Raw genomic sequence first — 25210 nt, forward strand, 5'->3', positions numbered from 1 at the left:
GGCGCAAATGGTACTGCTTGATCCAGCGGCCCAATCGCGTGCGCGGCTGATAGGGAATGTGGGCGACGTAGTGCACCCATTCATAATGCAGGATCGCCAGCATCATGCCGAACAGCGCGGACGCTGAGCCTTCCGCGCCGAACACCAGCGCCACCAGAGCGGCAGCGACGGCGAGGTTGGGCACCAGAAACCAGATCGGCAGAAACAACAGGTCGAGCCGGCTGGGCTCGACATGGTGATCGTAATGCAGGCGATGTTGCAGCTTGCGGGCCGGCGGCCATGACAGCGGCGGCGCATGAAAGGCAAACCGATGCATGCCGTATTCGCTGAGGTAAAACAACAGCGCGCCGAGCAGGATCAAGGCGAGCCTCGGCTCGATCCAACCGGACAAAAACGCCAGCCCCAGGATGGCGACACCTGCCAGAAGCGCGGCCACACTGCCGTGACGAAGAAACACGAGGAACATTTCCGGCCGTCCTCCCGCAATTGCCCTGTATTTTATTTTTCTTCCTCGGGCGATGAAGCGAAAATATAGGAGAAGGCAGCCGGCCGCCAGCGTCTCCTTCGGCGGTCTGAAGATGTGCGGCTCATTTCTGTTCCGGGTGCAGCGCGGCCTTCTGCGCTTCCAGTTCAGCAATCAGCGCCTTGATCCGTTCGATGGTCAGCTGGTCGGTCATCGCCACCCTTACTTTCTTGTAGTGCTCGATCTTTTCGTCGAGCTCGTCGCATACGTCGCACATCCAAAAGTTCCCCGCCGGCAGCCGACAAGGGCTGTTGCTGATATGACGTCCGAAAAACAAATTGGTTCACCGTACACATCACCGTCAACGCGCCAAATCCCCTCTCGCCGATGTCGTATCCAGCCGATACCTTCAGCTTTGACAAAACGAAAAGGTGCCAAACATGAAGCGACCCGCGGCGACAGCGCCGGAGATTTCCAGCGCGCGGCGATTTGACCTCGTTCGACGATCGACGCCGGCGTTGTGTGTCGCAGTGTTGCTTGCGGGTACGATCGCGACGCTTGCCTCGATTTCTGCTTTGGCCCAATCGGCACCGCTGACCGGATCGGCCGCGTTCGGCGACTGGCGGGCCGACAGGCCGGGCCTCGCTCGCCTGATCCGCCCATCCGATTTGCCGAAACCCGGTGCCACCGCTTCGTCCGCCAATGTCTCGCATGTGGTGCCGCGGCCAGCTGCCGCGATGCCCAAGGTGCCGGATGGGTTCAAAGTTGAACTGCTCGCCGAGGGCCTGAGCGGACCGCGCGAAATGCAGACGGCGCCGAACGGCGATATTTTCGTTTCGGAAACCCGCTCGGGGCGAATTCGCGTGCTGCGGCTTTCGCAAGACGGTTCAAAGCCGGTCAAAAACGAAATCTACGCGGGCGGCCTCAACCAGCCGTTTGGAATCACGTTTTTCCCGAGCGACAAGCCGCAGTGGGTTTACGTGGCCAACACCGACAGCGTGGTCCGCTTTCGTTACCAGGACGGCGACCTGAAAGCCAAAGACGAACCCGAGACTGTGGTCGCCGAGCTGCCGCATGCGGCCGGGCATTCGACCCGTGACATCGTCTTCATTGAGAACGGCAAGCGGATGCTGGTTTCGGTCGGTTCGGCCAGCAACGATGCGGAAGGAATCAAGAGCAACCCTTCCGACGACTCAAAACTCGCACTTGGCGCAAGCTCCGGTTATGAGGCCCGCCGCGCCGACGTGCTTTCCTTCAACCCGGACGGAACGGAACCAAAAATCTTTGCCACGGGAATCCGCAATTGCGTCGGGCTCGCCGTTCACCCGACCACCGGCGACGCCTATTGCTCGACCAACGAGCGCGACGGTTTTGGCGATGACCTCGTCCCCGACTATGTCACCCGCGTGCGCGAGGGCGCCTTCTACGGCTGGCCCTGGTTCTATATCGGCAACCATGAGGATCCACGTCACGCAAGCGAACGGCCAGACCTGAAGGACAAGGTCACCGTTCCCGACGTGCTGATTCAGGCGCATTCGGCCTCGCTCGGGCTCACCTTCTACAACGCCAGCGCATTTCCTTCCGAATACCGCGGCGACGGTTTTGCCGCCGAGCATGGTTCCTGGAATCGTGCGAAGCGAACAGGTTACAAGGTGATCCGCATCCGCATGAAAGACGGCGTCCCGACCGGCGAATATCAGGACTTCATGACGGGCTTTGTCGCCGGCGATTCCGATGTGTGGGGACGCCCGGTCGGCGTCACGGTCACGCGCGACGGCGCGCTATTGGTCTCGGAAGACGGCAACGGCACGATCTGGCGCATCAGACATTAGCGCATCATCCGGAACAGTGTGTAGCGGTTTTCCGTCGCGACAAACGCGAAAGCGCTTGCGCGGAGATCATGCGCAAAAATAAGTGCCAAGGCGAGCGCCAGCGCGGACGGCTACTCACAATATTCCCTGCCGTTGAACACGAAACACTTCGGATTTTCCACATAGGGAAAAGCCCGGTGTACGAAGTATCGCCGGTGGCTACGCGGGCGCGTCTGCTCCGGATAATGTTGCACCGTTGGCCTCGTACAGCGGTCGTTGATGTCTTTGTCGGCAACCGGCTTCCATGACATGCGATCGCCATCGGCCGTACACGTCAGCATCAGCGACTTCTGAACGCAAACAAAAGCCCCCTCGCTGTAGGTCTTGCTTTCATAGAGGCAGGCCGGGCTAGCGTCCGGCTTGGGCTCAGGGGCAGCCCAAGCCGTATTCCAGGCCCCGCCCAGGCAGGTTGCTAAGGCGAGCGACAGGATCAAGCGGCGCATCATCTCGGCTCTCCCTTCAGGGGCAGCTTGCCGGTTAAGCCCCCGATTGATATGAAAAAGCGTAACAAATTTTTGGGGGCCCGGGGTGCGGTCCGCATTCCTTTTTTATTTGGATTTTTATTCTGCCTTTCGACAGATCCGGCGCTCGCTGACAAGCGCGTCGCCCTTGTCATCGGCATGTCCAAATATCAGCAGGCGCCCCGGCTCGCCAATCCCGCGCGCGATGCCGACGTGGTCGCGGCCCTGTTCAAGCAGGCCGGCTTCGACACCATCAACAATCAGCGCGACCTCGGCATCGTCGACCTGCGCCGGGTCATCCGCGAATTCTCCGAAACCTCGCGCGACGCCGATATCGCGGTGGTCTATTACGCCGGACACGGCATCGAGGTCGATGGCACCAATTATCTGGTGCCGGCGGACGCCAAACTCGTCAGCGACTTCGACATCGAGAACGAGACCGTCTCGCTCGACCGGGTGCTCAAGGCGCTTGAGGGCACCAAGCGGCTGCGGCTCGTGATCCTCGACGCCTGCCGTGACAATCCTTTCGCCAATACGATGAAGCGAAGCCTCGCCAGCCGCTCGGTCGGCCGCGGCCTCGCCAAGATCGAACCTACCATGACAGACACGCTGATTGCCTTCGCGGCCAAGGCGGGCGCGGTGGCGAGCGACGGCGATGGCGCCACAGTCCGTTCGCGACGGCGCTGGTGAAGCACATTGCCGAGCCGGGGCTTGATCTGCGCCTCGCCTTCGGCCGTGTGCGCGACGATGTGCTCAAAAGCACCGGCAACCGGCAGGAGCCGTTCGTCTACGGTTCGCTCGGCAGGCAGACCATGTCGCTGGTGCCGCCTGCGGCAAAGCCGGTTGATCCGGAAACCGAAGCCCGCGTCGATTATGAGCTTGCCGCCCAAATCGGCACCAAAGAGGCCTGGGATTCCTTCCTCGCCAGCCATCCGAACGGCCTTTATGCGAACCTGGCGCGGGCTCAGACCAGCAAGCTCGCGGCCGCACAGGAATCCCGCACCAAGGCCGACGATGCGCGGCGCGATGCCGAAGAGCAGGCCGCGTTGAAGGCTGTGGAGTTGCGCAAGCAACTGGAAGAGCAGAGCCAGCGTCAGACCGCCGAGGCCAAGCAGAAGCTGTCGGAGCAGGCAAAGAAAGACCTCGAAGAAGCCCGGCGCCAGGTCGCCGAGCAGGCCAAGAAAGAACTCGACGAGGCAAAGCGGCAGGTCGAACTGGCGCAGCAACAGGCCGAGGCCGCCCGGCAACAGGTTGAGGAAGCCAAACGCCAGGCAATCGCTGAAGCGCAGCGCCAGGTCGAACTCGCCAAAGCCGAGCAGGCCAAACGCGCCGTCAAGGAAGCCAATAAGGACGACGCCGACAAGCTTGCGAGCCTGGCGCCAGGCCAGGCCGCGCCCAAAGCGCCGACAGCGCCGCAAATCGACCAGGCCGACGTCACGCGGCTGTTGTAGGCGCACCTGAAACGCGTCGGCTGCAATGCCGGCAATGTTGACGGCACCTGGGACGACAGTTCGCGCAAGGCGCTCGAACTGTTCAACAAGAACGCCAATACCCAGTTCGACGTCAAAGTCGCGAGCCTCGACGCGCTGGATGTGGTGCGCAGCAAGTCCGACCGCGTCAGCCCGCTGATCTGCGCCAAGGGCCAGAAGGAGGATGGCGGCCGCTGCGTCCAGATCAGCTGTGGCAGCGGCAGCTTCCTGAATTCGAGCGGCGTCTGCGAGAAACGCCCCGATCCGGTGTCAAAGCCGCGCACCGCGACACAAGACCCGGCGCCAAAGCAGCGTGCGGCCCCTGCGGGCGGTGGAGGCGGCGGAAAGTGCTTCTCCTTCAACGGGAAAAGCTACTGCGAATAATCGGCCGCTGTTATTTCCTTCAAAACGTCTCTCTCGAAAATCGAGTCCGATAAAATTTCACGCCAAATGATTGGGGCCAGACCAATGATTGACCGTATCTCCGCCGCCATCCTCACGCTCGCGATGACCACATCGACGGCCTTTGCTGCACCTGCCCAGCTTTACGGCAAGTCGGTGATCGTGAGTTGGACCGAAAGCCGGATGCAGACCACCGACCGCGACGCTGCTCCGACCGCGGTGACAGCGTCGGGACAATTGTCGGTCTATGTCAGCGACAAAGGCCGCGCCTTCAGCCGCGTCAGCATGTCGGTATCGAGGGGGCGCGGAACAAGGTCGGGACAACGCGACACCGTGCAAGGCGACGGCTCGGCGAGGGCCGTCAGCTTTAGCGGCAACTCGATGAGCACGACCATGCCGCGCGGCAATGCCGGCGCGCTGCTGGTCTCGGTCAGCTTCGATTCGGGCTTTCAGGGCTGCAGCGCGCATGTCGTGTCAGGCAAGACAGGCGGCGCACAGTCCACACGCATCACCAGCATATCACCGGCCGTGAGTACGATTTCTATTCGGTCAAAACTAGCGGCGAGAGCTGCTCGATCCAGAGCGGCAACGTTTTCGGTAACTGATTTCGGCGAATGTCAAGCCTGTTCTTCCTGTGCGTAACTCCCCGGTCGCGGGGTCGACTCGGCGGCGGGTAATGGCGACAATCTGCAGGTAGCTTTGGTTTTTCGAGTTCACTGCAGGACGTCGTTGTTGAGTGTGTCACATACCCGGACCGTCTTGATGGCCGCGATGATCGGCTGTGCTGCGCTGTCGTGCGCGCGGGCGGGCGCGCAGTGGTGGTCTCGCGGGCCGTCCGATTTCGAGGAATGCGCCGACGTCGCCGAGAAGGCTGCGAGCAAGGACGCGAGACGGACCGCGCTTTCCGAATGTAACGCGAGATTCGCCGGCCGCCGCAAACCAAGCGGCGGCTACACCTATTTCGATTTCATGCAAAATCGAAGCTTCGACATCGCAGGCCCCAACCCGACGCCGGAAGAGCAAAAGCAGATCGACGAGCAATATGCGATCTATCTGGAAAATCAGCGGCGTCGAAACATCGCGGCGGCCTTTGCCGCGAAACAGCAGCAATTGCAGCAGCAGGCCTCGTTAACGGGCGAGAGCGATCGCGCGGCTCCCACGACCGGCGGCATCGCCAAGCCGCCAGTGCCTGCAAGCGACCCCCGGCGCGTCAAGCAAGCTGCTTGTCAGCAGCATTCCTTCTCCTGCGAATGGCCACGGCTTTCGGAAGGCATCAAGGACCTGAAAAAGGCCCTGTTCGGATCTTCGTCGAGCAAGGATAAGCGAAGCTAGTGTGGCGGTTCAGAAGTCCGCATCATTGTCGCCGCGAGTTCGTTATGCGGACTTCTGAACCAAAGCCACACTAGATCACTAGGTTTGCTAGTGTCCTTTCGATTCCGAAGTTCGAAACGTGGCTCCGTAAAATGCTACGAACTTCGGAATCGGGACACTAGCTCTTCGAAACCCCCGCCCGAACCTGCGCGACCGTCAGCCGCGGCGAACCTTGTTTCGCCGTCTCGGCCGCGGTGATCAGCGCCACGATGCGGCGCGACAGCGGGACGTTCAATCCACGACGATCGGCGATGGCGGTGATGACGCCCTGAAGGTAATCGATCTCGGTGCGGCGGCGGCGATCGAGGTCTTCCCACATCGATGAGCGCGCTTGCGGATCGATCTTCATGGCGGGCGCCAGTGCGATCGCAAACAGCGCATCGGGCAGCCGCAACAGATGCGGCACCAGGCTCAGCGGCACCGGCGTCGGCGATACCGGCTTGATGCCTTCGGCGCGCACCGCCATCAAGCCTTCGGCAATCTGGTCGGCAAACAATCGTCGCCATTCGCGGTCGCTAAGTTGCTCGCGCAGCGGCAGGCCGGACAGCGCATTAATGGCGTTGTTGAGGTTGACGAGCAGCTTGCCCCATTGCACGCCCGCGATATCGTCGGTCGGGCGCATCGCAAGCCCCGGCACTGAGAGTCTTGCGGCAGTATCGGCCGCATCGCGCTCGATCACGATATCGCCCGAGGTGGCACGATGAAATCGCCCCTCGCCCGCCGCGATGACATTGAACGGCACCATGGCCGCGAGCACCGTCCTCCCCGGCAGCCGGCTGCGCAGCAGCGCAGCATTGGCGACGCCGTTCTGCAAACTGACGATGACGGCATCGGGCGGCGCGTGAAGCGCGATCGCGTCGGCGATTTCGGCGGTATCGGCGCTCTTGACGGCGACCAGCACGACGCTCGCCTCGGCGAGAGCCTCCGGTTCCCCGGACAACTTCAATTGCTGAGATGCCACATGCCAGGACGAGCCCTCTAGGCACGTCAGGGTCAAGCCGAAGCGCTCGATCTCCGCGATCACGCGTGGGCGCGCCAATAGCGAGACGCGACGGCCAGCACTGGCCGAAAGGCCGCCGACAAAGCAGCCGATGCTGCCGGCACCCGCCACGACGATCGGCCGACCCTGTGCCATTTGTTGCTCCGCCCAACCTTCAAGCAGATGGCTCTGGTAGCCGACCACAGCAGGCTTGTCGCCTTGTAACCGTCATACCGCGCCGATAAGGTTCCTCCCCGGCGGGGCGGATGATCGGCAGGAGATGACGATGGGCTTACTCGACGTATTGAACGGAATGCAGAACGGACCGCGCGGCCCCTCCACCCCGAGCACACAATCCGGCGGCGGCATGTCGCCGATGACCATGGCGATCCTGGCACTACTCGCCTACAAGGCCGTCAAACATATCAGCGGCGGCTCGGCCTCCACGTCGGCACCAACGCCGGCGCCAACCCCTGGCGAAGTTGGCGGCAGTCTGGGCGGTGGAAGTCTTGGCGGGAGTCTTGGCGGTCTCGGCGACGTTCTCAAAGGCGGCCTTGGCGGCGTACTCGCCGGAGGCGCGGCGGGCAGCATCATCAGCGGCGGCCTGGGCGATCTGCTCAAGCAGCTTCAGCAGAACGGCCATGGCGATACCGCCAATTCATGGGTGAGCCCGGGTCCGAACAAGCAGATCGCGCCCGGCGATCTTGCCAACGCGCTCGGCGCCGATCAGATCAACAGCCTGATGTCGCAAAGCGGCCTGTCGCGCGATGAATTGCTGAACGGCCTCAGCCAGCATCTGCCCGAGGTGGTCAACCACCTGACGCCGGATGGACGGCTGCCGACAGAAAGCGAATTATCTGACCGGCTCTAAGCGAGCCGTTATTTTTTAGTCTGGCTTTTCGAGGAGGACGATAGTCATGGGCGGCATCATCTGGATCATCATTGTCGGCTTTATTGCCGGCATCATCGCGCGGCTGCTCTCGCCGGGCCCCAACAATCCGAGCGGCTTTATCCTCACCACGGTGCTCGGCATCGTCGGCGCGTTCCTCGCCACCTGGATCGGCCAGGCGATCGGTCACTATGGCCCGGACCAGGGCGCGGGCTTCATCACCTCCACCATAGGCGCGCTGATCGTGCTGTTCATCTGGAACAGGCTGGTGGCAAGCGGCGTGGTCCGGGACTTCAACAGGTAGTCGTCTTCATTCCGGGGCGCTGACAGCGCCCCGGATGTTTTCCCGAGCGTGTGGTCTTTGTTTGACGCGTTTTCTTCTTTATTCCCACTTCGCTCGAAAACGCTCTAGGCGATGAGATGTGCGCCGGCGTCGATCCGGACGATCTCGCCGGTCATGTTGCCCGACTGCGGCAAGGCGAGGAAGCAGACGACGCCCGCGACATCCTCGGCGGTGGAAGCCCGCTTCAACGGCACCTTGGCGACCACGGAATCGCGGATCTTCGCCGCTCCTTCGACGCCACGGCCCTTGGTGAACCAGGGCGTGTCGATATAGCCGGGACATACCGTGTTGACGCGGATCAGTGGGGCGAGCGCACGCGCCAGCGAAAGTGTCATCGTATTCAGCGCCCCCTTGCTCGCCGCATAAGCGACCGAAGAGCCGACCCCGCTGATGCCTGCAACCGACGAGACATTGACGACGGACGACGCGCGGTTAGACGCCTTCGCGCCCGCTTCCAGTAGCGATCGCGCGGCCCGCACCATCTGGAACGGCCCGATCGTGTTCACACCGAACAGGCGCTGAAAGTCCTCCGCCGAGAGACCGTCCATATTGTCGTGCGGAACGTGCTTGGTGGTGCCGGCATTGTTGACCAGCACATCGAGCCGTCCCCACGGAGCGGCTGCGGCCGCAATCTTCCGGCAATCCTCGTCGCGCGACACATCGCCCTGAACCACGACCACCTCGCCGCCGGCCGTGCGGCAGAGATCGGCGGTCTGTTCGGCCTCTTTCTGGCTGGAGGAATAGTTGATGACGATGCGCGCGGCGTTTTTGGCCAGAATGGCCGCCGTCGCGGCGCCAAGACCCGAGGCCGAGCCGGTGATAACAGCGCACAAACCATCCTTCGACATCGCATTTTCCTCAGCTTGATTTTGAATGTTTGTGGCGATCTACCACACGATTGCACCCTAAAGAAACTCCATTGCGCGGAATAACCCGTATGCCCGAACCGGCGTCGCTTCATTCCGCACCCGCAGGGGGCATTGCGGTCACTAACGCTTGTCAGGTCTACGCCTTTTCCCCATCATGGCCGCAACAAAAGCCTGCCGAGGAACGCCGTGATAGAAGCCGAGAACATTGTTGCGCAAACCGCCGAGCGGATATTTGCCGATCTGGCCGATGCGCAAACCATCAACAGCGACAAGAAAGACAGCTGGAAAGCGCCGCTGTGGCAGGCGTTGAGCGAAGCCGGCCTGCCGCTGTCCTGGGTTACCGAAGAATATGGCGGTTCCGGCGCCTCGCTGGCCGAAGGCTTTGGCGTCCTGAGCGCCGCGGGGCGTTTTGCGATTGGCGTACCGCTCGCCGAGACCATGCTGGCGGGCTGGCTGTTGTCGCAGGCCAAGATTTCGTGCCCCGCAGGCGAAATGACGCTCGCGCCAGCCGGCCCGAAAGACCGCATCACGCTCAACGCCGACGGCACCTTGTCCGGCCGCGCGCGCGGCATCCCCTTCGCGAGTGAGGCCAAACATATCGCGGTGCTCGCGCAAGGCGATGGCGGAAAGCTTTCGATTACGCTGATCGAAGCGGCCAAGTGCCGGATCGAATCCAGCCGCAATCTCGGCGGCGACGGCAACGACACAGTAACCTTCGATCGCGTCACGCCGGTTGCCGTCAAGCCCGCGCCCGACGGCTTCGACCTGACCGCGCTGCTTCTGATGGGCGCGGTCGCCCGCGGCCTGCAGATTGCAGGCAGCCTTGAGACGATGCTTGAGATCAGCGTGCGCTATTCCAACGAACGCGTTGCGTTTGAGAAGAAGATTTCGAAGTTCCAGGCGGTCCAGCACAATCTGGCGAAGCTGGCCGGCGAGTCGGCGGCGGCGTTGGCCGCGGCAACCTCGGCGGCGGACGCGTTTGCAACCGGCGCGTCGCCTGACGCTGCCTTCCTTGAAGCGGCGTCGGCAAAAATCCGCTGCTCGGAAGCGGCCGAGAAGGCCGCAGCGATTGCCCATCAGGTTCACGGCGCGATCGGCTTCACCATCGAGCACATCCTGCATCGCTACACGTTGCGGGCGCTGGCCTGGCGCGACGATTTCGGCTCCGAGAGCTACTGGGCGGTCGAACTCGGCAAACGCGTGGCCGCCAACGGTGCCGACGAACTGTGGCCGCTGGTCGCTTCGCGCTAACTCAATCAACCTCGTGAGATTCCCGGACGTAACCCAATGACCGCAGCCCTTCGTTTCGATCCGATCCGCCTTCCGCCCGAATGCGTCGCGCTGCGCAAGGAAGTGCGCGCGTTTCTCGCCGAGGAAATCGCCGCCGGCACCTTCGATCCGCACCAGCCGAACCGCGAGGACAGCGACGCCCCGGAATTTTCCCGCCGCGTCGGCGCGCGCGGCTGGCTCGGCATGACCTGGCCGAAGAAATATGGCGGCCACGAGCGCACGTTCCTCGAGCGCTACGTGGTGACCGAGGAGATGCGCGTCGCCAATGCGCCGACGCGGCGCTTCTTTGTCGCCGACCGCCAGAGCGGGCCGGTGCTTTTGAAATACGCGACCGAACGCATCAAGATGGACATCCTGCCGCGGATCTGCCGCGGCGAGGTCTGTTTTGCGATCGGCATGAGCGAACCGAATTCCGGCTCGGACCTGTTTGCGGCCAAGACCAAGGCGACCAAAACCGACGGTGGATTCCTGATCAATGGCACCAAGATATGGACCTCGTCGGCGCATATCGCCGATTACATGATCGCGATCTTCCGCACCTCGCCGCCCACCAAGGAAAACCGCCGGCACGGCCTGACGCAGTTTCTGGTCGACATGAAGAAGCCGGGCATCAAGGTCAACCCGATCGGCCAGATCACGGGGCAGTTCGAATTTAACGAAGTCGTATTCACCGACCATTTCGTTCCGGACGACCAGATGCTGGGCGAAATCGACGGCGCCTGGAAACAGGCGACATCCGAACTCGCCTATGAGCGTTCCGGGCCTGAGCGTTTCCTGGAGACTTATTACGTGCTGACCGAACTGGTGCGTGCGGTCGGGCCCTCGCCCGATACGCGTGCCGCCGAAGGCATCGGGCGGCTGGTCGCGCAGCTTCACACCATGCGGCGGATGTCGGTGTCGGTAGCGGGCATGTTGCAGGCCGGCAAGGAGCCGGTCGTGGAAGCCTCGATTGTCAAGGACATCGGTACGATCTGGGAACAGCAACTGCCGCACCGGGTCCGCGACCTCGCCGCCTTCGTCGACCCTGACGCCTCAAATCACGAGACGCTGGAGAACCAGCTGTCTTTCGCGATGAAGACCGCGCCAAAACTCACCATTCAGGGCGGCACCACCGAAGTGCTGCGCGGCATCATCGCGCGCGGGCTTGGTTTGCGCTAGCCGCGCGGGCTTGGTCTGCGCTAATTCCAGTTTATTGAATCGAGGATCGCATGAGCACCTACAAGGACATCGGCGTCGAGAAGATCGGGCATGTCGGCGTGATTGAAATCCGGCGGCCGCCGCTGAATTTTTTCGACATCTCGCTGATCAACCAGATCGCGGACGCGCTCGAGGAATTCGACCGCGACATCGAAATCCGCGCCTCGGTGCTGGCCGCGCAAGGCAAGGCGTTCTGCGCCGGCGCCAATTTCAACGATCCGGCGCGGCAGGAGCAGGAGGCGCGCGCCAAAGCCGATCCGGCCACAGGGCTTGGCCCGATCGCGCACCTTTATATCCAGGCCGTACGCATCTTCCGCGCCCAAAAGCCGATCGTCGCAGCCGTGCATGGAGCCGCGATCGGCGGCGGGCTTGGATTGGCGGTGTCGGCGGATTTCCGCGTCAGCTGTCCGGAGGCGCGCTTTTCCGCCAACTTCACCAAGCTCGGCTTTCATCCCGGCTTCGGGCTGACGGTGACGCTGCCCGAACTGGTCGGCAAGAACAACGCCGAACTGATTTTCTACACGTCGCGCCGGGTCACCGGCGAGGAAGCCACCCGGATGGGCCTTGCCAATGAATGCGTGCCGCAGGATCAGGTTCGTGAACGCGCCATGAAGCTCGCGCAGGAAATCGCCGAGTGTTCGCCGCTTGGCCTGCTCTCGACCCGCGCCACGATGCGCGCCGGGCTTGCCGACCGCGTGCTCGCCGCCACCAACCACGAACTCGCCGAGCAGACGCGGCTCCGCGCCACCGAAGATTTCAAGGAAGGCGTCAAGGCGACCGAAGAGCGGCGGGTCGCCAACTTCAAGGGGCGGTGAGGCAAGCGCCGCTATATCAACATGTCGTCCCTGCGGAAGCAGGGACCCATACGCCGCGACCTATCAAGGGTGCACTGAGGTAGAGACCATCTGTAACCACAAACAGCTGTGGTTATGGGTCCCCGCGTTCGCGGCGACGACGACTGTCGAATATTTTATATTGATGGCTATTTCTTCAATGATTCTGAAACACCGGCTTGCGCTTTTCGACGAACGCTTTCGCAGCTTCCTTGTGATCGGCGGTCTCGCCCGCGCGTGAATGATGGAACGCCTCGGCGTCGAAGCAGGTTTCCAGCGGCAATCGCTCGGCGTTGTTGATGTTGCGCTTGATGTAGCCGAGCGTGATCGTCGGCCCCTGCGCCAGCGACATCGCAAGTTCACGCGCCGCCGCGTCGACTTCGGCGTCAGGAACGACGCGCGTGACCATGCCGAGCGCCAGCGCCTCCTGCGCGGTCAATACCGGCGACATCAGATAAAGCTCGCGTGCCTTGGCGCTGCCGAGCATCTGGGTCAGGAAATAAGTCCCGCCGTAATCGCCGGACAGACCGACTTTAGCGAAGGCCGTCGTGATCTTGACCGACGTAGAGGCAACGCGAAGATCGCAGGCAAGCGCGATCGAAAGTCCGGCGCCGGCGGCCGCGCCGTCGAGCTGAGCCACTACAGGCTTCGACATCTCGTGTAGGACCCGCGAGACTTCCATGCCACGCCGCAAGTTCACCATCTTGTTCTCGAACGACATCGGCGCCCGGCCTTCCGCCATCGACTTGACGTCGCCGCCGACGCAGAAGGTGCCTCCAGCGCCTTTCAGCAGAACCGCACGGACCTCGTGATCCTCAGCCGCGCGCCGCGCCGCCGCCACCAGACCCAACGTCATGTCCGGATTGAGCGCGTTGCGCCGCTCAGGCCGGTTCATGGTGATCGTCAACAGGCCGGATTCGAGGTTCTGCAGGACGGTTTCGCTCATCGCGGTTTATTCCTTATTGTTATTGGTTGGCGTAGTCCCTGCGAACGCAGGGACCCAAAATCCCGGACGCCAGTTGTTGCCAAGCTATCTCGCCGCGTCCGAAACGATAGGCCACGGCGTACGGGTCCCCGCGTTCGCGGGGACGACGAAAGGCCGTCACTTCTTCACCAGCGGACACCGAGATTCCGAGAGCGGCTGGAACGCCTCGTCGCCGGGAATGGTCGCCAGCAGCTTGTAATCGTCCCAACGGCCCTTCGACTCCTGCGGCTTCTTGACCTCGAACAAATACATGTCGTGCACCATGCGGCCATCCTCGCGAATCCGGCCATTTTTCGCAAACATGTCGTTGATCGGGGTTTCCTTCATGATTTTCATAACGGCGGCGGCGTCGGTGGTGCCGGCCGCCTTCACCGCCTTCAAATAATGCGTGACCGACGAATAGACGCCGGCCTGCGCCGCGCCCGGCACACGTCCCACCCGCTCCATGAAGCGCTTGGAAAAAGCGCGGGTGTCATCGTTGAGGTCCCAGTAAAAGGCTTCCGCGAGCAGCAGACCCTGCGCGGTATCGAGCCCGACGCCGTCGATATCGGTGATGAAAGCCAGCAGCGGCGATATCTTCTGCCCGCCCTTCATGATGCCGAATTCCGCCGCCTGCTTGATCGTGTTGATGGTATCGCCGCCCGCATTGGCAAGCCCGATCACCTTAGCCTTGGACGCCTGCGCCTGGAGCAAATAGGACGAGAAGTCCGACGAGTTGAGCGGATGCCTGACGTCGCCAAGCACCTTGCCGCCGGACTTCTGCACCACGTTGACCGTGTCTTTCTCGAGGTCATGGCCGAAGGCGTAATCGGCCGTGATGAAGAACCAGCTGTCGAGGCCTCGCTTGACCGCGGCGAGCCCGGTCACATTGGCCTGCGAATAGGTGTCGAACACATAGTGCACCGTGTAAGGACCGCAGGCTTCGTTGCTGAGACGGATGGATCCGGGGCCAGAGAACATGATGATCTTGTTACGGGCCTTGGCGATCTCGCCGGCGGCGAGCGCGGTTGCCGAGGCGGCGACGTCGTAGATCATCTCGACGCCCTGATTGTCGATCATGTCGCGGGTGATATTGGCGGCAAGGTCGGCCTTGTTGAGATGATCGGCCGCGAGTATCTCGATCTTGCGGCCCAGCACTTCGCCGCCGAAATCCTCGGCCGCCATTTTCGCGGCCATCTCGGCGCCCGGCCCGGTGATGTCGGCATAAAGCCCGGACATATCGAGGACGCCGCCGAGCTTCAGCGGCGGTTTGCCTTGCGCGAACGCAGCGGTAGCCGTCGCAGCACACGCCACGCCGAGAAAGCCGGCAAGAAAGCCGGAAAGAACCCGTCTCATGAAAAGCTCCCTGCCCTGATCGCACTGCGGTAGAAACGCAATTGCCGTTATCGCAATCATGCCGCAAGCGTCCGGCAGCGGCAAGCTAGGTCCGATTCTAGCATTTGCATCCCGGTGTGGCAGGCACTTTTGCAAATGTTATAATCAAAGAACCACTGGGCAAATATAGGTTTCTGGTGGAGTTTTGGATTTGACATTCGCATTGCGAATTCCTGGCTAGCGGGTAGCGAATGTCACATCCACTCCACTAGCGCTCGAACGAACGTCGTTCGGTCGGATAGAATGACTAGATGGTCCGAGCCGCGCACGGTTAGATCCCAACCATGTCAAACCAGCTTCAATGGGCGACGACAATCGCGTTGGCTTTGGCTAATGTCGCAACCCTGGCTGCCGCGCCGGCTGCGCCTTGCGCGTTTGAGTTACAGGGCGAAGGCCGCGTGACGGAGGTGACCGACGCACGCAGCTTTCGTCTCACGGACGGGCGCGACGTGCGTCTTGGCGGGATTGAGCCCGCTTTCCCCGCGGAGGCGGACGCGGACGCCCGACCGTTATGGCCGTCAGACCGCCTTTGTGTGGCTATTGCCGCAGCAGACCCTGGTGCAACGGGAGCTTTTGGCGGAAGGCACGGCTGTGGTTTCCGCAACCGTGAACGACAGAGAATGTGCCGCGGCGCTTTTGGCTGCCGAGGCCAGCGCGCGTGAGGCTAAAAGAGGCATCTGGGCTGATCCCGCTGTCATAAAAAACGCGGAAAGTCCGGGCGATATCTTGGCTGGGATTGGGCGTATCATGCTGGTCGAGGGCAAGGTTCTGTCCGTCCGGCAGGCAGGGGCAACCACCTATCTGAATTTTGGACGGAACTGGACACGGGACTTCGCTGTGACTATTCCAAGGCGGGCGCTCGCCAACCTGGCGGCCGCTGGCCTTGAGCCTAAGGCGTTGGAATACAAACGTATTCGTATCCGGGGGATTGTTGAGGCGCATACCGGACCACGGATCGAGGTGGTTCGGGCGGGACAAATTGAGCTGCTGAAATAGCTCGCCGGGACAATTAGAACAATTAGAATGGCTGCCGTGGTGGACGTTGTGGGACGTCGCAAGACAAGCGTGAGTTGTCGGCCTTGGGCTTTACCGCTGGCGCCGGCCTTTCGAAGCTCGCCAGTGGGCCGAGCGATACCTCTTTGCGAGCTGCGAAAAGCCAAAGGCGCCGGCCAGTTGATAAATTCAGTGCCGCTTATCGATCTGGAGCCCCCGATACGAACTCGCCGCTTGCGGTGCGGGGGCTTCAGATCGGCGGCACTGGTTCTGGGCGCTACGTTTTTGCTTGCCGGTTGCGGCGACGTGAACCGGTTTCAAACTGCAGTCCCCTCTGCGCCAACGACCCCGGCCAAACCCAAGAGTACGTTCGTCCAGAGTCCGGCGGCCGAAAAGGAGCACGAGCGCATCCTGTCCAGTTACGGCGGCGCCTATGACGATCCGAGGCTGGAAGCATTGATCGGCAAGACCGTCGACCGGCTGGTGGCGGCCTCCGAGCGGCCTGATCAAGCCTACAAGGTGACGATCCTCAATTCCGGCGCGGTGAACGCTTTTGCGCTGCCGACCGGCCAGCTCTATGTAACGCGCGGTCTGATCGCGCTGGCCTGCGACACTTCCGAATTGTCCTCGGTGCTGAGCCACGAAATGGCGCACGTGCTGGCCAAGCACGCCTACAGTCGAGAGGATCAGGCGCGGCAGGTGGCTGCGGCTGCCGCGACCCGTGTCGTCACCGACGTCGGCAACGATCAGGATCCGACGGCGTTGGCGCTGGCAAAAACCAAACTGACGATGGCGAGCTTCTCGCGGCAGCAGGAATTCGATGCGGACAAGATGGGCGTCAGCATCTCGGCCAATGCGCATTTCGATCCCTACGGCGCGGCGCGGTTTCTGACGGCGATGGAACGCAACGCCGAACTGAAGGCAGGCAAGAATTCGGCCGATCCACGGGCGCAGGACTTCCTGTCCTCCCATCCGGCGACCCCGGATCGCGTCGCCAACGCCCAGAACACCGCGCGGCAATACACCTCGTCGGACGCCAACGAGCGCGATCGCGATACCTATCTCGCCGCGATCGACAATATCGTCTACGGCGAAGACCCGAGCGAGGGCTTCGTCCGCGGGCGCAGGTTCCTGCATCCCAAGCTCGGCTTCACCTTTACGGCGCCGGAAAACTTCACCCTGGACAATACCGCGCAGGCCGTGATCGGCGTGCGCGACGGCGGCGCGCAGGCGATGCGCTTCGACGTCGTACGGGTGTCGGCCGAGCAAACGCTCAGCGACTATCTCAATTCCGGCTGGATGGAAAACGTCGACAAGGCCTCGACCGAGGACATCACCATCAACGGTTTTCCGGCGGCCTCCGCCGTTGCCAGCGGTGACCAGTGGCAGTTCAAGGTCTATGCACTGCGCTTCGGCAGCGATGTCTACCGCTTCATCTTCGCCACCAAGCAGAAGACGACAGAGAGCGATCGCAACGCGCGGGAAACCGTGAACTCGTTCCGGCGATTGTCGCTCGATGAAATCCAGACCGCGCGACCGCTGCGCATCAAGGTGATCAACGTGCAGCCCGGCGATACCGTGGAATCGCTGTCGCACCGCATGGCCGGCGTCGATCGTCCGGCAGACCGCTTCCGCATCATCAACGGGCTCGAGGCCCATGCCCAGATCAAGGCCCGCGACCGCGTCAAGATCGTGGTGGATTGACCTGCGAAAGCAGGTCATCCCCGCGCGCGTTTGACGCGAACCGGGGATCTCGAGAAACAAACAGGGTAAGAATACGGGTCCGACAGATTCTTGTCGTCCCTGCGAAAGCAGGGACCCATAACCACCGACGTTGATCGTGACGATAGTCGTCGAACACATTGTACTATTGAGAAGCCGCGGCGTATGGGTCCCTTCTTTCGCGGGGACGACACATCGATAGGTTTCGCTAAATCACGCACCCAAGCAAAAAAAGCCCGGTCTCATCGACCGGGCTTTTTCAATTCGCTTGGACAGGAAAAGCTTACGCGGCTTCGTCCGCGACAGCAGCGTCGTCACCATCGGTGTCGGCATCCGTTTCACCGTCGGCCTCGGCATCCGCCTCAGTATCGGCCTCGGCCTTGGCGCCGCGGCGCGGGCTCTTGGCGAGCTGGCCCTCGATTTCCTTGACCGCTTCGGTTTCCGTCACGTGCTGCACGACGGCGATTTCGCGCGACAGGCGATCGAGCGCGGCTTCATAAAGCTGGCGTTCGCTGTAGGACTGCTCAGGCTGCGATTCGGAGCGATAGAGATCGCGCACGACCTCGGCGATCGCAACGATGTCGCCCGAATTGATCTTGGCTTCGTATTCCTGGGCGCGGCGCGACCACATCGTGCGCTTCACGCGGGCACGACCTTTCAGGGTCTCCAGCGCCTTCTTCACCAGCACGGGCTCCGACAACTTGCGCATGCCGACATTGGCGACCTTCGCCGTCGGCACCCGCAGTGTCATCTTGTCCTTCATGAAATTGATCACGAACAGCTCAAGCTTCGCGCCGGCGATCTCTTGCTCCTCGATGGCGAGGATCTGGCCGACACCATGGGCCGGATACACCACGAATTCGTGGGTCTTGAAGCCCTGACGCTGGGTCAACGGCTTCTTGTCTTCGACGCGCGGCGCGGCTGCCACGGGCTTGGCGGCAACAACGGGCTTGGTGGCGGCGACCGGAGCCTTGACGGGCGCCTTGGGCGCAACCGCCTTCGGAGCGGGCTTGTGGGCAGCAGGCTTGTGAGCAACAGGCTTGTGAGCAACAGGCTTGGAGGCGGCAACCTTCGAAGCAGTGGCCTTCGAACCGGTCGCTTTCGCGGCAGTTTTTGCAGTCTTGTTTGGCATTGAGCTTCTTTTGCTTTTTGAGGACTTGGCAGCCGAAGCCTTGGTTGTTTTCCGGGAATCCTTCGCGGACGCCGGGGCACGGCCCTTGGATGCACCCCGGCTCGTGGCCGCGGCGGCTTTCTTCGAAGCCTTCGAAGTACTCTTTGTACGCGTTTTTTGTGACACAGCCTGCGCGCGGAACTACCACGCCCCTGTTCGATGTTTTCACGGGAACCCATGGGGGCCGGCAAGCGGGCTGACGGGTTCGGCTAGCTACCGAAGTAACATAGCACATTTCCCGCGAAAATCAATGATTTATGCCTTCCCAGCGCCGTCCGGAGGCCGTTTTGTTATCGAAATCCGGAACAGGGTTAAGCCAATCGGCCATCCACAGCCGTTATTTGCCTGTGGAAAAAAATTAATATGACCTGTGCATAAGGCGGAAAACCCGCCCCCGGCGTCAGTCGCCGGTGCCGGCGTTCGGAGAAAAATATTTCTCGAACTTGCCTTCTTTCCCCTCGAATTCCTTAGCGTCGGCCGGGGAATCCTTCTTTTGGGTAATATTTGGCCAGGATTTGGCATATTCGGTGTTAACTTCAAGCCACTTTTCGAGACCCGGCTCGGTATCCGGCTTGATGGCGTCGGCCGGGCATTCGGGCTCGCACACGCCGCAATCGATGCACTCGTCCGGATGGATGACCAGCATGTTCTCGCCCTCGTAAAAGCAATCGACGGGGCAGACTTCAACGCAGTCGGTATATTTGCATTTGATGCAGGCTTCAGTGACGACGTAAGTCATCCAAGGCTCCGGAACGGGTCAGTTTTTAAGTCAGATTTAAGAGGGTTGCGTAGCCCAGGAACACCTGCGCTGCAAGGGAAGCCCCTCACCTGCAGGAGTGCAGATAGTCACTCCGGGCGGCCCTGCAAATCGACATAGAGGGCGCGCGCGGACGCCGCATCGCCCCGCCGCTCAGCAAATCCAGTCACCTTCAGCACGCGCACGGACCGGTCGAGCCCAACGGTGAGGACGTCACCCGCTTTGATCGCGCGACCGGGCGAGGTCTCGCGCACGCCGTTGATGCGCACGTGGCCCGCCGCCACCAGCGCGGCGGCATTGGTGCGGGCTTTCACCAAACGCGCATGCCACAGCCATTTGTCGAGACGTTGGCGCTCCACGCAACACCTAGTGCCCACTTTCCGAAGTTCGTGCTCCATCGCAGCACCCGCCTTCACGAACTTCGGAAAGTCGTGGGCACTAGCAAACTTATTTTTTCTAGTACCGCTTTATCGATCTGAAGTCCCTGATCGATTTCGCCGCTTGTCGTGCAGGGACTTCAGATTGGCGGTACCAGGCGGGAAGGTCTTGATCTGCTTCGGCGCGTTTTCTTCACGCGAACCGGTGCCCACTTCGCTTGAAAACGCTATGGGTCCTTGCGGCTCGCGCTCATCTGCTCCTTGAGCGCGGCGAGCTTGGCAAAAGGCGAATTGGGATCGATCGGACGATCACGCTCGCGCGGGCTCGCACTCGACGCATATTGCCGATGCGACGGCCCGCTTTCCCTTCCGCCCCGGTCGCGGTCGCGTCCGCCTCTGTCGCCGCGACCCTTCTCACGGCCTTTGTCCCGACCCTTGTCGCGTCCACCGTCTTCGCGTGACTTGCCCTTATTCCTGTCTCCGCCGTGTCCCTTGCCATCGACGCGATCGCGTGGCGGCCGGCCCTGCTCGCCGTCACGCGCTTCCTGTGCCGGTGCGCCATCGGGCGCCGGTGCGGCCGCAACAGCGCCATCTGCTGCCGGTTGACTGGGGCGGAGTTTGCCGAAATCACGGTGACGGTCGCGCCGTCCATGCCGATGACGTTCGCGCTTGGCGCCCTCGCCAGGCTCGCTCGCTCCAGCTTCACCGGCGGCAGCAGGCTGCGTGCCCTCGGCAGTGCGATCGGGGCGACGATGCCGATTGCGATCGTGACGTTGTGGCCGACGCTCCTCAGACCGGCCACCGGGACGCCAGACTTCGACCAGTTCGGGCTCGGCGGGTACTGCGGCCGCGTCAGTCGGCGAAGCAGCGCTCGCGCTTGCCGCTTCAGGAGCGGCTTCCGAACTCGCCTCGACCGGAATTTCAGCAGCGACAGATGGCGCCACAGCCGCGGCCTCGTCAGGCGTTGCTGCGCTCTCAGGCGCCGCTTCGGATGCGCCTGCTCCTTGTGCGAAATCGATCGCGGGCAGCAGCGTCGATGAAGCCACAGCCTCTTCGACGACCGGCGCCTCCGTCACTTCAGCGCTCAGCGCGGCATCAATCGTCGACGCGGCTTCGCTTGTGGCCGCCTCTGCAACAGGCTCGGCAGGAGTCTCGGAAGAAACAGCTTCGGAAGAAATGGCTTCAGATGAAGGCACCTCGGAGGCGGTCTCCGCCGGTGCGGCTTCAGCCGCAGGTTCAACCACCACCGGCTTCGGCGGCGGCGGACGGCGTTCCATGCGATAGCCGAGCGCACGCAGGATCGAGGCGAAATCTTCGCCCGCCGAACCCGTGAGCGACGTCATCGCCTGCGTCACCACAAAGCTGCGGCCATCGAACGCGCCGGCGGGTTTTTCTCCGGGCGAGGTTTCGCGCCAGGAGAGCGCCGGACGAATGAGATCGGCGAGCCTCTCCAGAATATCGACCCGCACCGCGCGTTCGCCGCATTGACGATAGCCGAGCACGCGATAGGCATCGCGCGGCAACGTCTTGTCGATCGGGAACGACGTGCGACCGCTGGACGCCAGATGCTGCGCGCCCGACAACGCGGAGAGATCGACATTGGCCTCTTTCAAGGCCCACAGCAGCGAAGCCAGTGCGCGCGCCGCGGGCTTGAGCAGCGGCGGCACGTAGATGTGATAGGCGCCGAAGCGCACGCCGTATTTGCGTAAAAGCGCCCGCGACGGCTGATCGAGGTCCTTCATCTCGGCCGCGATCTTGGCGCGCTCGAGCACGCCCATCGCTTCGACCAACTGAAACGCGATGCCGCGCGCAATTCCCGTGACGTCCTCGGCCTTGCTCATTTCGAACAACGGCCCGAGCAGCTTTTCGATATGGGTCTTCAGCCACAGATCGAGCCGGGTTTGCACGGCTTCGCGCGGCGCACCGCTCAAGCGCTCGTCGGAGATGATGCGGACGCGCGGATGAAGCGCGTCGTCGGCCGCCGTTAGCCGGCCGACCGCATCGCCGGTCCAGCGAATGGTTCCTTCCGAGGTCAGCACGAATTGATCGTCGGGAGCCGCGGCCAGTTTCTCGGCGCGCGCGTCGATTTCACCGGCGAGCGCCTTTTGCGCGGTCGCCTGCAAGGCCTTGGCCTCTGAGCCGGCTTCCGCCGCATCTGGCGCAAAGGTGAAACCGTCCAGACGGCCAATCACATGGCCCTCCACGATCACTTCGCCGGTCTTGCCGATTTCCGTATTCAACATCGCATTTTCCCGCAGGCGGCGCATCAATACACTGGTACGACGATCAACGAAACGCTCCGTAAGCCGTTCATGCAGCGCATCGGATAATTTATTTTCGACCTCGCGTGCGATCCCTTGCCAATGTTCGGGGTCGGCGAGCCAGTCCGGACGATTGGCGACGAAGGTCCAGGTGCGGATTTGCGCAATCCGGCCCGATAATGTGTCGATATCGCCGTCCACCCGGTCGGCCTGGTCGACCTGGGCGGCAAACCATGCATCCGGGATACGCCCTTTTTGCATCAGGAATCGAAACAGGCTCGTGACAAGTTCGGCATGGGCGGCCGGCGCGATCCGGCGGTAATCCGGGATCTGGCAGGCCTCCCACAGCCGTTCCACCGCGTCCGCCCCCTCCGCCATCTCCCTGATATCGGCGTCGCGCGCGACATGATCGAGCACGCGCAGGTCCTCGGCGATCGGGGCGCGGGTCAGAACCTCATGGTTGGGCGAGAGCGCGAGCGACACCTGAAGCGCGCCGAGCGAGGAGAAATCGAGCTTCGAATTGCGCCATTGCAGCATCCGCACGCTTTCGAAGGTGTGGTTCTGCAACGCATTGACCAGTTCCGGCTCGAATGGCGCGCAGCGGCCGGTGGTGCCGAAAGTACCGTTTCGTGTGGCGCGGCCCGCTCTGCCTGCAATCTGGGCAAATTCGGACGGGATCAGGCGGCGGAATTGATAACCGTCATATTTGCGGTCGGACGCAAACGCCACGTGGTCCACGTCGAGATTGAGGCCCATGCCGATCGCGTCGGTCGCAACGAGATAATCGACATCGCCGTTCTGGAACATCTCCACTTGCGCGTTTCGGGTGCGTGGGCTCAGCGAACCGAGTACCACCGCAGCGCCGCCATGCTGGCGGCGGATCAATTCGGCGATGGCGTAGACCTCGTCGGCCGAAAAGGCGACGATCGCGGTACGCCGCTGCTGACGGGTGATCTTGCGGTCGCCGGCGAATTCGAGTTGCGACAGCCGTGGCCGCGTCACGATGTTGGCGGCGGGCAGCAGCCGTTCGACCATGCCGCGCATGGTGGCCGCACCAAGCAACAAGGTCTCGTCGCGGCCACGCCGGTTGAGGATGCGATCGGTGAAAACGTGCCCACGTTCGAGATCGGCGGCGATCTGGATTTCATCGACGGCGAGAAACGACACGTCGAGATCGCGGGGCATCGCTTCGACGGTCGACACCCAGAACCGCGGCCGCGGCGGCTTGATCTTCTCTTCGCCGGTGATCAGCGCGACGGATTCCGCACCGGCACGGTCGACGATCTTGTTATAGACCTCGCGCGCGAGCAGCCGCAGCGGCAGACCGATCACGCCGGAGGAATGCGCCAGCATGCGCTCGATGGCCAGATGCGTCTTGCCGGTATTGGTCGGCCCGAGCACGGCGGTGACGCCGGAACCGGCCGCCTTTCCGTTATTGGCATGCGAGAAGGAAGTTGACGAAAGAGCCATGTTTTAAAGGGTTTCTGTGGCTTTCGGCGTTGAGCGCAAACCGCGCAAAATCAGTGACGAAGGTTCGGACCGGCGCACCTGCCGGCTCAAAAGTGTTTCACAATGCGACGCTTGTGAGGGTGGATTTAAGCTTCGGAACGAGTGCGGAACGAAAGGCGCCCGAATCGCTGACTCCTGGGATCGTCCTGCTTCGTTCACGCAACATATCGCGCAGATAGCCTCTTGGCGCACTAGATCAAGTTTGGCGTCGGCCTTCAAGCGACGGTTTGACGACGAAAACGCTTAACGCAGGAGTCGAATCAGAAGTGACCAAGAGTCAACAGGGATTCGGTGAGATCGTTATTCCGGGATGGTGCGTTGGCACCAGACCTCAGATGCGCAATTGCGCATCGGGGAATTTCGGGATTCCGGCCTCGCACTTCGCGCGCTCCGGAATGACCGTCAATTCGTCTTGGCGACCCGGGGCGGGGTTGGCGTCGTGATGAACTGGGTCGCTTCCAGCATCGCGATGCCGAGATAGGTCGGGATCACCACCCGAAACGGCACCAGGATGCGGGTGCCCGCGACCGGCGCGAAGGCGATTTCCATGTTGCGCGCGGAGACGAGATATTTGATCACCGGACGATCGGGGATGTAGCCCGCGACCGGCGTGAAATAGATCGCGCAGACCACGACCGGACCCTGATAGCCCTTCTCGGCCCTCACGGTCTCCATGCGCTTGAAATCGAGTTTCAGGTCGTAGCGCATGCGGCCGTCGAACACCGCGGCGCTGCCGCGGCAGGCGTCGGGCGAGAGCGGATCGGCGGTGCCGGGCACGCGCAGCATCGAGCCGGTCATCGGATCGAACACGCCCTTCTTGTGCGCCTCCGTCACCGGAATGCGATCGGGATCGACCGGCGGCTCCGGCTCGATCGCGTATTCCTTGATGGTACCGTTGCTGAGCACCATGTGGATGGCTTCGGATTTTTTCGACGTCGTGGTCGAGGCGCTGTAATTGGTCGAGACCAGCGCGCCGTTGACGACGCGCCCCTGCGCCGAGCCGGTGCCGGAGCTACTTGAAAAGCTTTTCAGGAGCCCCGCGGTGCCGCCGACGGCGGACGCCGTGAATTGATCGTCGGAAATTTCAATATTCCAGGCGCCCCTGCCGACGGGAATGCCGGCCAGCGTGGCCTCGTATTGCGCCTCGAGCTTGCCTTGCGCCGAAGCGGGCTGTGCGCCTGAGACCACAGCAATGCCGCATGTCCATGCGAGCGCCGCGAGCAACCAACGGGCCCGCCGGGACAACATCCTACGCAGATCGGTCACGGAAGCAGCTGTCCTCACAAGAGAGCGGGATCTTTGTTTCATTTAAACCAAAAAATCCGGCGAACAACGCCTGCACGCGCCTTTAGTTAAATCAGGGGCCGCTAAATCGGGGAGCAACCAAGTCACGGCCCTGGCGCTGGGCATGAACCCCCTTGGCATCTCAGGATATCAGCCCGGAATACGCCGTTTATGTGATAGCGAACCCGGCAAAAAGCCTGCCAAACCGGCCCTTTGGGACCCTTCCGAACCTTGACGGCTTGCCGATCTGCCCCTATACGTCCGCCGCTCCTCATGAATGGACGAGTTTTTGACCCTTGGCGCCGATCCGTATGATACGGACGAGAGCCGGGATGGAAGG

At 62.2% G+C, this 25210-nt stretch carries 25 protein-coding genes; 13 read left to right on the forward strand and 12 right to left on the reverse strand.

The genetic code is table 11. From position 1 onward, the window contains the following. Both ABSE61_RS26475 and ABSE61_RS26480 read right to left on the reverse strand, forming a co-directional pair. Window positions 1-466 (reverse strand): sterol desaturase family protein (locus ABSE61_RS26475; RefSeq protein WP_423874105.1); only part of this gene is annotated, 466 nt, incomplete at its 3' end. 121 nt (window positions 467-587) lie between these two features. After that, window positions 588-740, reverse strand: coding sequence for a hypothetical protein (locus ABSE61_RS26480; RefSeq protein WP_423874106.1), 153 nt, complete (start codon window positions 738-740; stop codon window positions 588-590). 163 nt (window positions 741-903) lie between these two features. Between ABSE61_RS26480 and ABSE61_RS26485 the strand changes: the two genes are divergently transcribed. Further along, the gene (locus tag ABSE61_RS26485; protein WP_423874107.1) at window positions 904-2295 is read left to right on the forward strand and encodes a PQQ-dependent sugar dehydrogenase; all 1392 of its coding nucleotides are present in this window, start codon (window positions 904-906) and stop codon (window positions 2293-2295) included. A 110-nt stretch (window positions 2296-2405) separates the two neighbouring features. Here ABSE61_RS26485 and ABSE61_RS26490 read toward each other — a convergent pair whose 3' ends face one another. Beyond that, window positions 2406-2780, reverse strand: coding sequence for a DUF1496 domain-containing protein (locus tag ABSE61_RS26490; protein ID WP_423874108.1), 375 nt, complete (start codon window positions 2778-2780; stop codon window positions 2406-2408). A 174-nt stretch (window positions 2781-2954) separates the two neighbouring features. Here ABSE61_RS26490 and ABSE61_RS26495 point away from each other — a divergent pair, with 174 nt between their 5' ends. The 5 genes from ABSE61_RS26495 to ABSE61_RS26515 all read left to right on the forward strand — a co-directional run bounded on the left by ABSE61_RS26495 (window position 2955) and on the right by ABSE61_RS26515 (window position 5998). Then, entirely contained in the window at window positions 2955-3485 is a 531-nt protein-coding gene (locus ABSE61_RS26495) for a caspase family protein (protein ID WP_423874109.1), read from the forward strand. Beyond that, window positions 3482-4246, forward strand: a complete 765-nt coding sequence (locus ABSE61_RS26500; RefSeq protein WP_423874110.1) for a hypothetical protein — start codon at window positions 3482-3484, stop codon at window positions 4244-4246. The genes ABSE61_RS26495 and ABSE61_RS26500 overlap by 4 nt, the downstream gene beginning before the upstream one ends. Window positions 4247-4390: 144 nt before the next feature. Continuing rightward, a complete protein-coding gene (locus ABSE61_RS26505; RefSeq protein ID WP_423874111.1) occupies window positions 4391-4648 on the forward strand; it encodes a hypothetical protein in 258 nt (85 codons plus the stop codon). An 84-nt stretch (window positions 4649-4732) separates the two neighbouring features. Further along, a complete protein-coding gene (locus ABSE61_RS26510; RefSeq protein ID WP_423874112.1) occupies window positions 4733-5308 on the forward strand; it encodes a hypothetical protein in 576 nt (191 codons plus the stop codon). Window positions 5309-5428: 120 nt separating this feature from the next. Beyond that, the gene (locus ABSE61_RS26515; protein WP_423874113.1) at window positions 5429-5998 is read left to right on the forward strand and encodes a hypothetical protein; all 570 of its coding nucleotides are present in this window, start codon (window positions 5429-5431) and stop codon (window positions 5996-5998) included. 157 nt (window positions 5999-6155) lie between these two features. Here ABSE61_RS26515 and ABSE61_RS26520 read toward each other — a convergent pair whose 3' ends face one another. Beyond that, a complete protein-coding gene (locus ABSE61_RS26520; RefSeq protein ID WP_423874114.1) occupies window positions 6156-7172 on the reverse strand; it encodes a 2-dehydropantoate 2-reductase in 1017 nt (338 codons plus the stop codon). Window positions 7173-7302: 130 nt separating this feature from the next. On the opposite strand from ABSE61_RS26520, the gene ABSE61_RS26525 reads away from it, so the two are divergent. Both ABSE61_RS26525 and ABSE61_RS26530 read left to right on the forward strand, forming a co-directional pair. Then, the gene (locus tag ABSE61_RS26525) at window positions 7303-7887 is read left to right on the forward strand and encodes a YidB family protein (RefSeq protein WP_423874115.1); all 585 of its coding nucleotides are present in this window, start codon (window positions 7303-7305) and stop codon (window positions 7885-7887) included. Between the two features lie 46 nt (window positions 7888-7933). Beyond that, complete coding sequence (locus ABSE61_RS26530) at window positions 7934-8209, forward strand: GlsB/YeaQ/YmgE family stress response membrane protein (protein WP_423874116.1); 276 nt, start codon at window positions 7934-7936, stop codon at window positions 8207-8209. Window positions 8210-8313: 104 nt separating this feature from the next. Here ABSE61_RS26530 and ABSE61_RS26535 read toward each other — a convergent pair whose 3' ends face one another. After that, window positions 8314-9096, reverse strand: coding sequence for an SDR family NAD(P)-dependent oxidoreductase (locus ABSE61_RS26535; RefSeq protein ID WP_423874117.1), 783 nt, complete (start codon window positions 9094-9096; stop codon window positions 8314-8316). A gap of 207 nt (window positions 9097-9303) precedes the next feature. On the opposite strand from ABSE61_RS26535, the gene ABSE61_RS26540 reads away from it, so the two are divergent. From ABSE61_RS26540 to ABSE61_RS26550, 3 genes are read left to right on the forward strand one after another with little or no spacing between them, the layout of a single operon-like run. Continuing rightward, window positions 9304-10368 (forward strand): acyl-CoA dehydrogenase family protein, encoded by a 1065-nt coding sequence (locus ABSE61_RS26540; protein ID WP_423874118.1) that lies wholly within the window; start codon window positions 9304-9306, stop codon window positions 10366-10368. A 36-nt stretch (window positions 10369-10404) separates the two neighbouring features. Continuing rightward, window positions 10405-11565 (forward strand): acyl-CoA dehydrogenase family protein, encoded by a 1161-nt coding sequence (locus ABSE61_RS26545; RefSeq protein ID WP_423874119.1) that lies wholly within the window; start codon window positions 10405-10407, stop codon window positions 11563-11565. 50 nt (window positions 11566-11615) lie between these two features. Next, complete coding sequence (locus ABSE61_RS26550; protein WP_423874120.1) at window positions 11616-12419, forward strand: enoyl-CoA hydratase/isomerase family protein; 804 nt, start codon at window positions 11616-11618, stop codon at window positions 12417-12419. A 175-nt stretch (window positions 12420-12594) separates the two neighbouring features. On the opposite strand, the gene ABSE61_RS26555 is transcribed toward ABSE61_RS26550, so the two are convergent. Continuing rightward, the gene (locus ABSE61_RS26555; protein WP_423874121.1) at window positions 12595-13383 is read right to left on the reverse strand and encodes an enoyl-CoA hydratase; all 789 of its coding nucleotides are present in this window, start codon (window positions 13381-13383) and stop codon (window positions 12595-12597) included. Window positions 13384-13539: 156 nt separating this feature from the next. Then, on the reverse strand, window positions 13540-14757 hold the full coding sequence (locus ABSE61_RS26560; protein WP_423874122.1) for an ABC transporter substrate-binding protein: 1218 nt from the start codon (window positions 14755-14757) through the stop codon (window positions 13540-13542). Between the two features lie 579 nt (window positions 14758-15336). Here ABSE61_RS26560 and ABSE61_RS26565 point away from each other — a divergent pair. Together ABSE61_RS26565 and ABSE61_RS26570 are read left to right on the forward strand one after the other, a co-directional pair. Beyond that, the gene (locus tag ABSE61_RS26565; protein WP_423874123.1) at window positions 15337-15792 is read left to right on the forward strand and encodes a thermonuclease family protein; all 456 of its coding nucleotides are present in this window, start codon (window positions 15337-15339) and stop codon (window positions 15790-15792) included. Window positions 15793-16053: 261 nt separating this feature from the next. Beyond that, window positions 16054-17493, forward strand: a complete 1440-nt coding sequence (locus tag ABSE61_RS26570; protein WP_423874155.1) for a M48 family metalloprotease — start codon at window positions 16054-16056, stop codon at window positions 17491-17493. A 301-nt stretch (window positions 17494-17794) separates the two neighbouring features. On the opposite strand, the gene ABSE61_RS26575 is transcribed toward ABSE61_RS26570, so the two are convergent. The 5 genes from ABSE61_RS26575 to ABSE61_RS26595 all read right to left on the reverse strand — a co-directional run bounded on the left by ABSE61_RS26575 (window position 17795) and on the right by ABSE61_RS26595 (window position 24834). Beyond that, window positions 17795-18643: a CarD family transcriptional regulator gene (locus tag ABSE61_RS26575; RefSeq protein WP_423874124.1), complete on the reverse strand. Its 849-nt coding sequence runs from the start codon at window positions 18641-18643 to the stop codon at window positions 17795-17797. 439 nt (window positions 18644-19082) lie between these two features. Further along, the gene (gene fdxA, locus ABSE61_RS26580) at window positions 19083-19421 is read right to left on the reverse strand and encodes a ferredoxin FdxA (RefSeq protein ID WP_423874125.1); all 339 of its coding nucleotides are present in this window, start codon (window positions 19419-19421) and stop codon (window positions 19083-19085) included. A 107-nt stretch (window positions 19422-19528) separates the two neighbouring features. Further along, a complete protein-coding gene (locus ABSE61_RS26585; RefSeq protein ID WP_423874156.1) occupies window positions 19529-19798 on the reverse strand; it encodes an RNA-binding S4 domain-containing protein in 270 nt (89 codons plus the stop codon). 245 nt (window positions 19799-20043) lie between these two features. Beyond that, entirely contained in the window at window positions 20044-23547 is a 3504-nt protein-coding gene (locus ABSE61_RS26590) for a helicase-related protein (RefSeq protein WP_423874126.1), read from the reverse strand. 441 nt (window positions 23548-23988) lie between these two features. Then, window positions 23989-24834 carry a DUF3108 domain-containing protein gene (locus ABSE61_RS26595; protein WP_423874157.1) on the reverse strand — a complete coding sequence of 282 codons (846 nt, stop codon included), beginning with the start codon at window positions 24832-24834 and terminating at the stop codon, window positions 23989-23991. Window positions 24835-25210 lie beyond the last annotated feature (376 nt).

This window comes from Bradyrhizobium sp., assembly GCF_049519115.1.
Lineage (GTDB): Bacteria > Pseudomonadota > Alphaproteobacteria > Rhizobiales > Xanthobacteraceae > Bradyrhizobium.

Excerpts from the sequence above, each read along its gene's own strand:
- ABSE61_RS26550 (WP_423874120.1), top strand. The coding sequence starts at position 11,616 with ATGAGCACCTACAAGGACATCGGCGTCGAGAAGATCGGGCATGTCGGC.
- ABSE61_RS26555 (WP_423874121.1), bottom strand. The coding sequence starts at position 13,383 with ATGAGCGAAACCGTCCTGCAGAACCTCGAATCCGGCCTGTTGACGATC.
- ABSE61_RS26515 (WP_423874113.1), top strand. The coding sequence starts at position 5,429 with ATGGCCGCGATGATCGGCTGTGCTGCGCTGTCGTGCGCGCGGGCGGGC.
- ABSE61_RS26590 (WP_423874126.1), bottom strand. The coding sequence starts at position 23,547 with ATGGCTCTTTCGTCAACTTCCTTCTCGCATGCCAATAACGGAAAGGCG.
- ABSE61_RS26535 (WP_423874117.1), bottom strand. The coding sequence starts at position 9,096 with ATGTCGAAGGATGGTTTGTGCGCTGTTATCACCGGCTCGGCCTCGGGT.
- ABSE61_RS26485 (WP_423874107.1), top strand. The coding sequence starts at position 904 with ATGAAGCGACCCGCGGCGACAGCGCCGGAGATTTCCAGCGCGCGGCGA.
- ABSE61_RS26490 (WP_423874108.1), bottom strand. The coding sequence starts at position 2,780 with ATGATGCGCCGCTTGATCCTGTCGCTCGCCTTAGCAACCTGCCTGGGC.
- ABSE61_RS26480 (WP_423874106.1), bottom strand. The coding sequence starts at position 740 with ATGTGCGACGTATGCGACGAGCTCGACGAAAAGATCGAGCACTACAAG.
- ABSE61_RS26495 (WP_423874109.1), top strand. The coding sequence starts at position 2,955 with ATGTCCAAATATCAGCAGGCGCCCCGGCTCGCCAATCCCGCGCGCGAT.
- ABSE61_RS26525 (WP_423874115.1), top strand. The coding sequence starts at position 7,303 with ATGGGCTTACTCGACGTATTGAACGGAATGCAGAACGGACCGCGCGGC.
- ABSE61_RS26520 (WP_423874114.1), bottom strand. The coding sequence starts at position 7,172 with ATGGCACAGGGTCGGCCGATCGTCGTGGCGGGTGCCGGCAGCATCGGC.
- ABSE61_RS26595 (WP_423874157.1), bottom strand. The coding sequence starts at position 24,834 with ATGTTGTCCCGGCGGGCCCGTTGGTTGCTCGCGGCGCTCGCATGGACA.
- ABSE61_RS26575 (WP_423874124.1), bottom strand. The coding sequence starts at position 18,643 with ATGCCAAACAAGACTGCAAAAACTGCCGCGAAAGCGACCGGTTCGAAG.
- ABSE61_RS26510 (WP_423874112.1), top strand. The coding sequence starts at position 4,733 with ATGATTGACCGTATCTCCGCCGCCATCCTCACGCTCGCGATGACCACA.
- ABSE61_RS26545 (WP_423874119.1), top strand. The coding sequence starts at position 10,405 with ATGACCGCAGCCCTTCGTTTCGATCCGATCCGCCTTCCGCCCGAATGC.
- ABSE61_RS26560 (WP_423874122.1), bottom strand. The coding sequence starts at position 14,757 with ATGAGACGGGTTCTTTCCGGCTTTCTTGCCGGCTTTCTCGGCGTGGCG.
- ABSE61_RS26530 (WP_423874116.1), top strand. The coding sequence starts at position 7,934 with ATGGGCGGCATCATCTGGATCATCATTGTCGGCTTTATTGCCGGCATC.
- fdxA (WP_423874125.1), bottom strand. The coding sequence starts at position 19,421 with ATGACTTACGTCGTCACTGAAGCCTGCATCAAATGCAAATATACCGAC.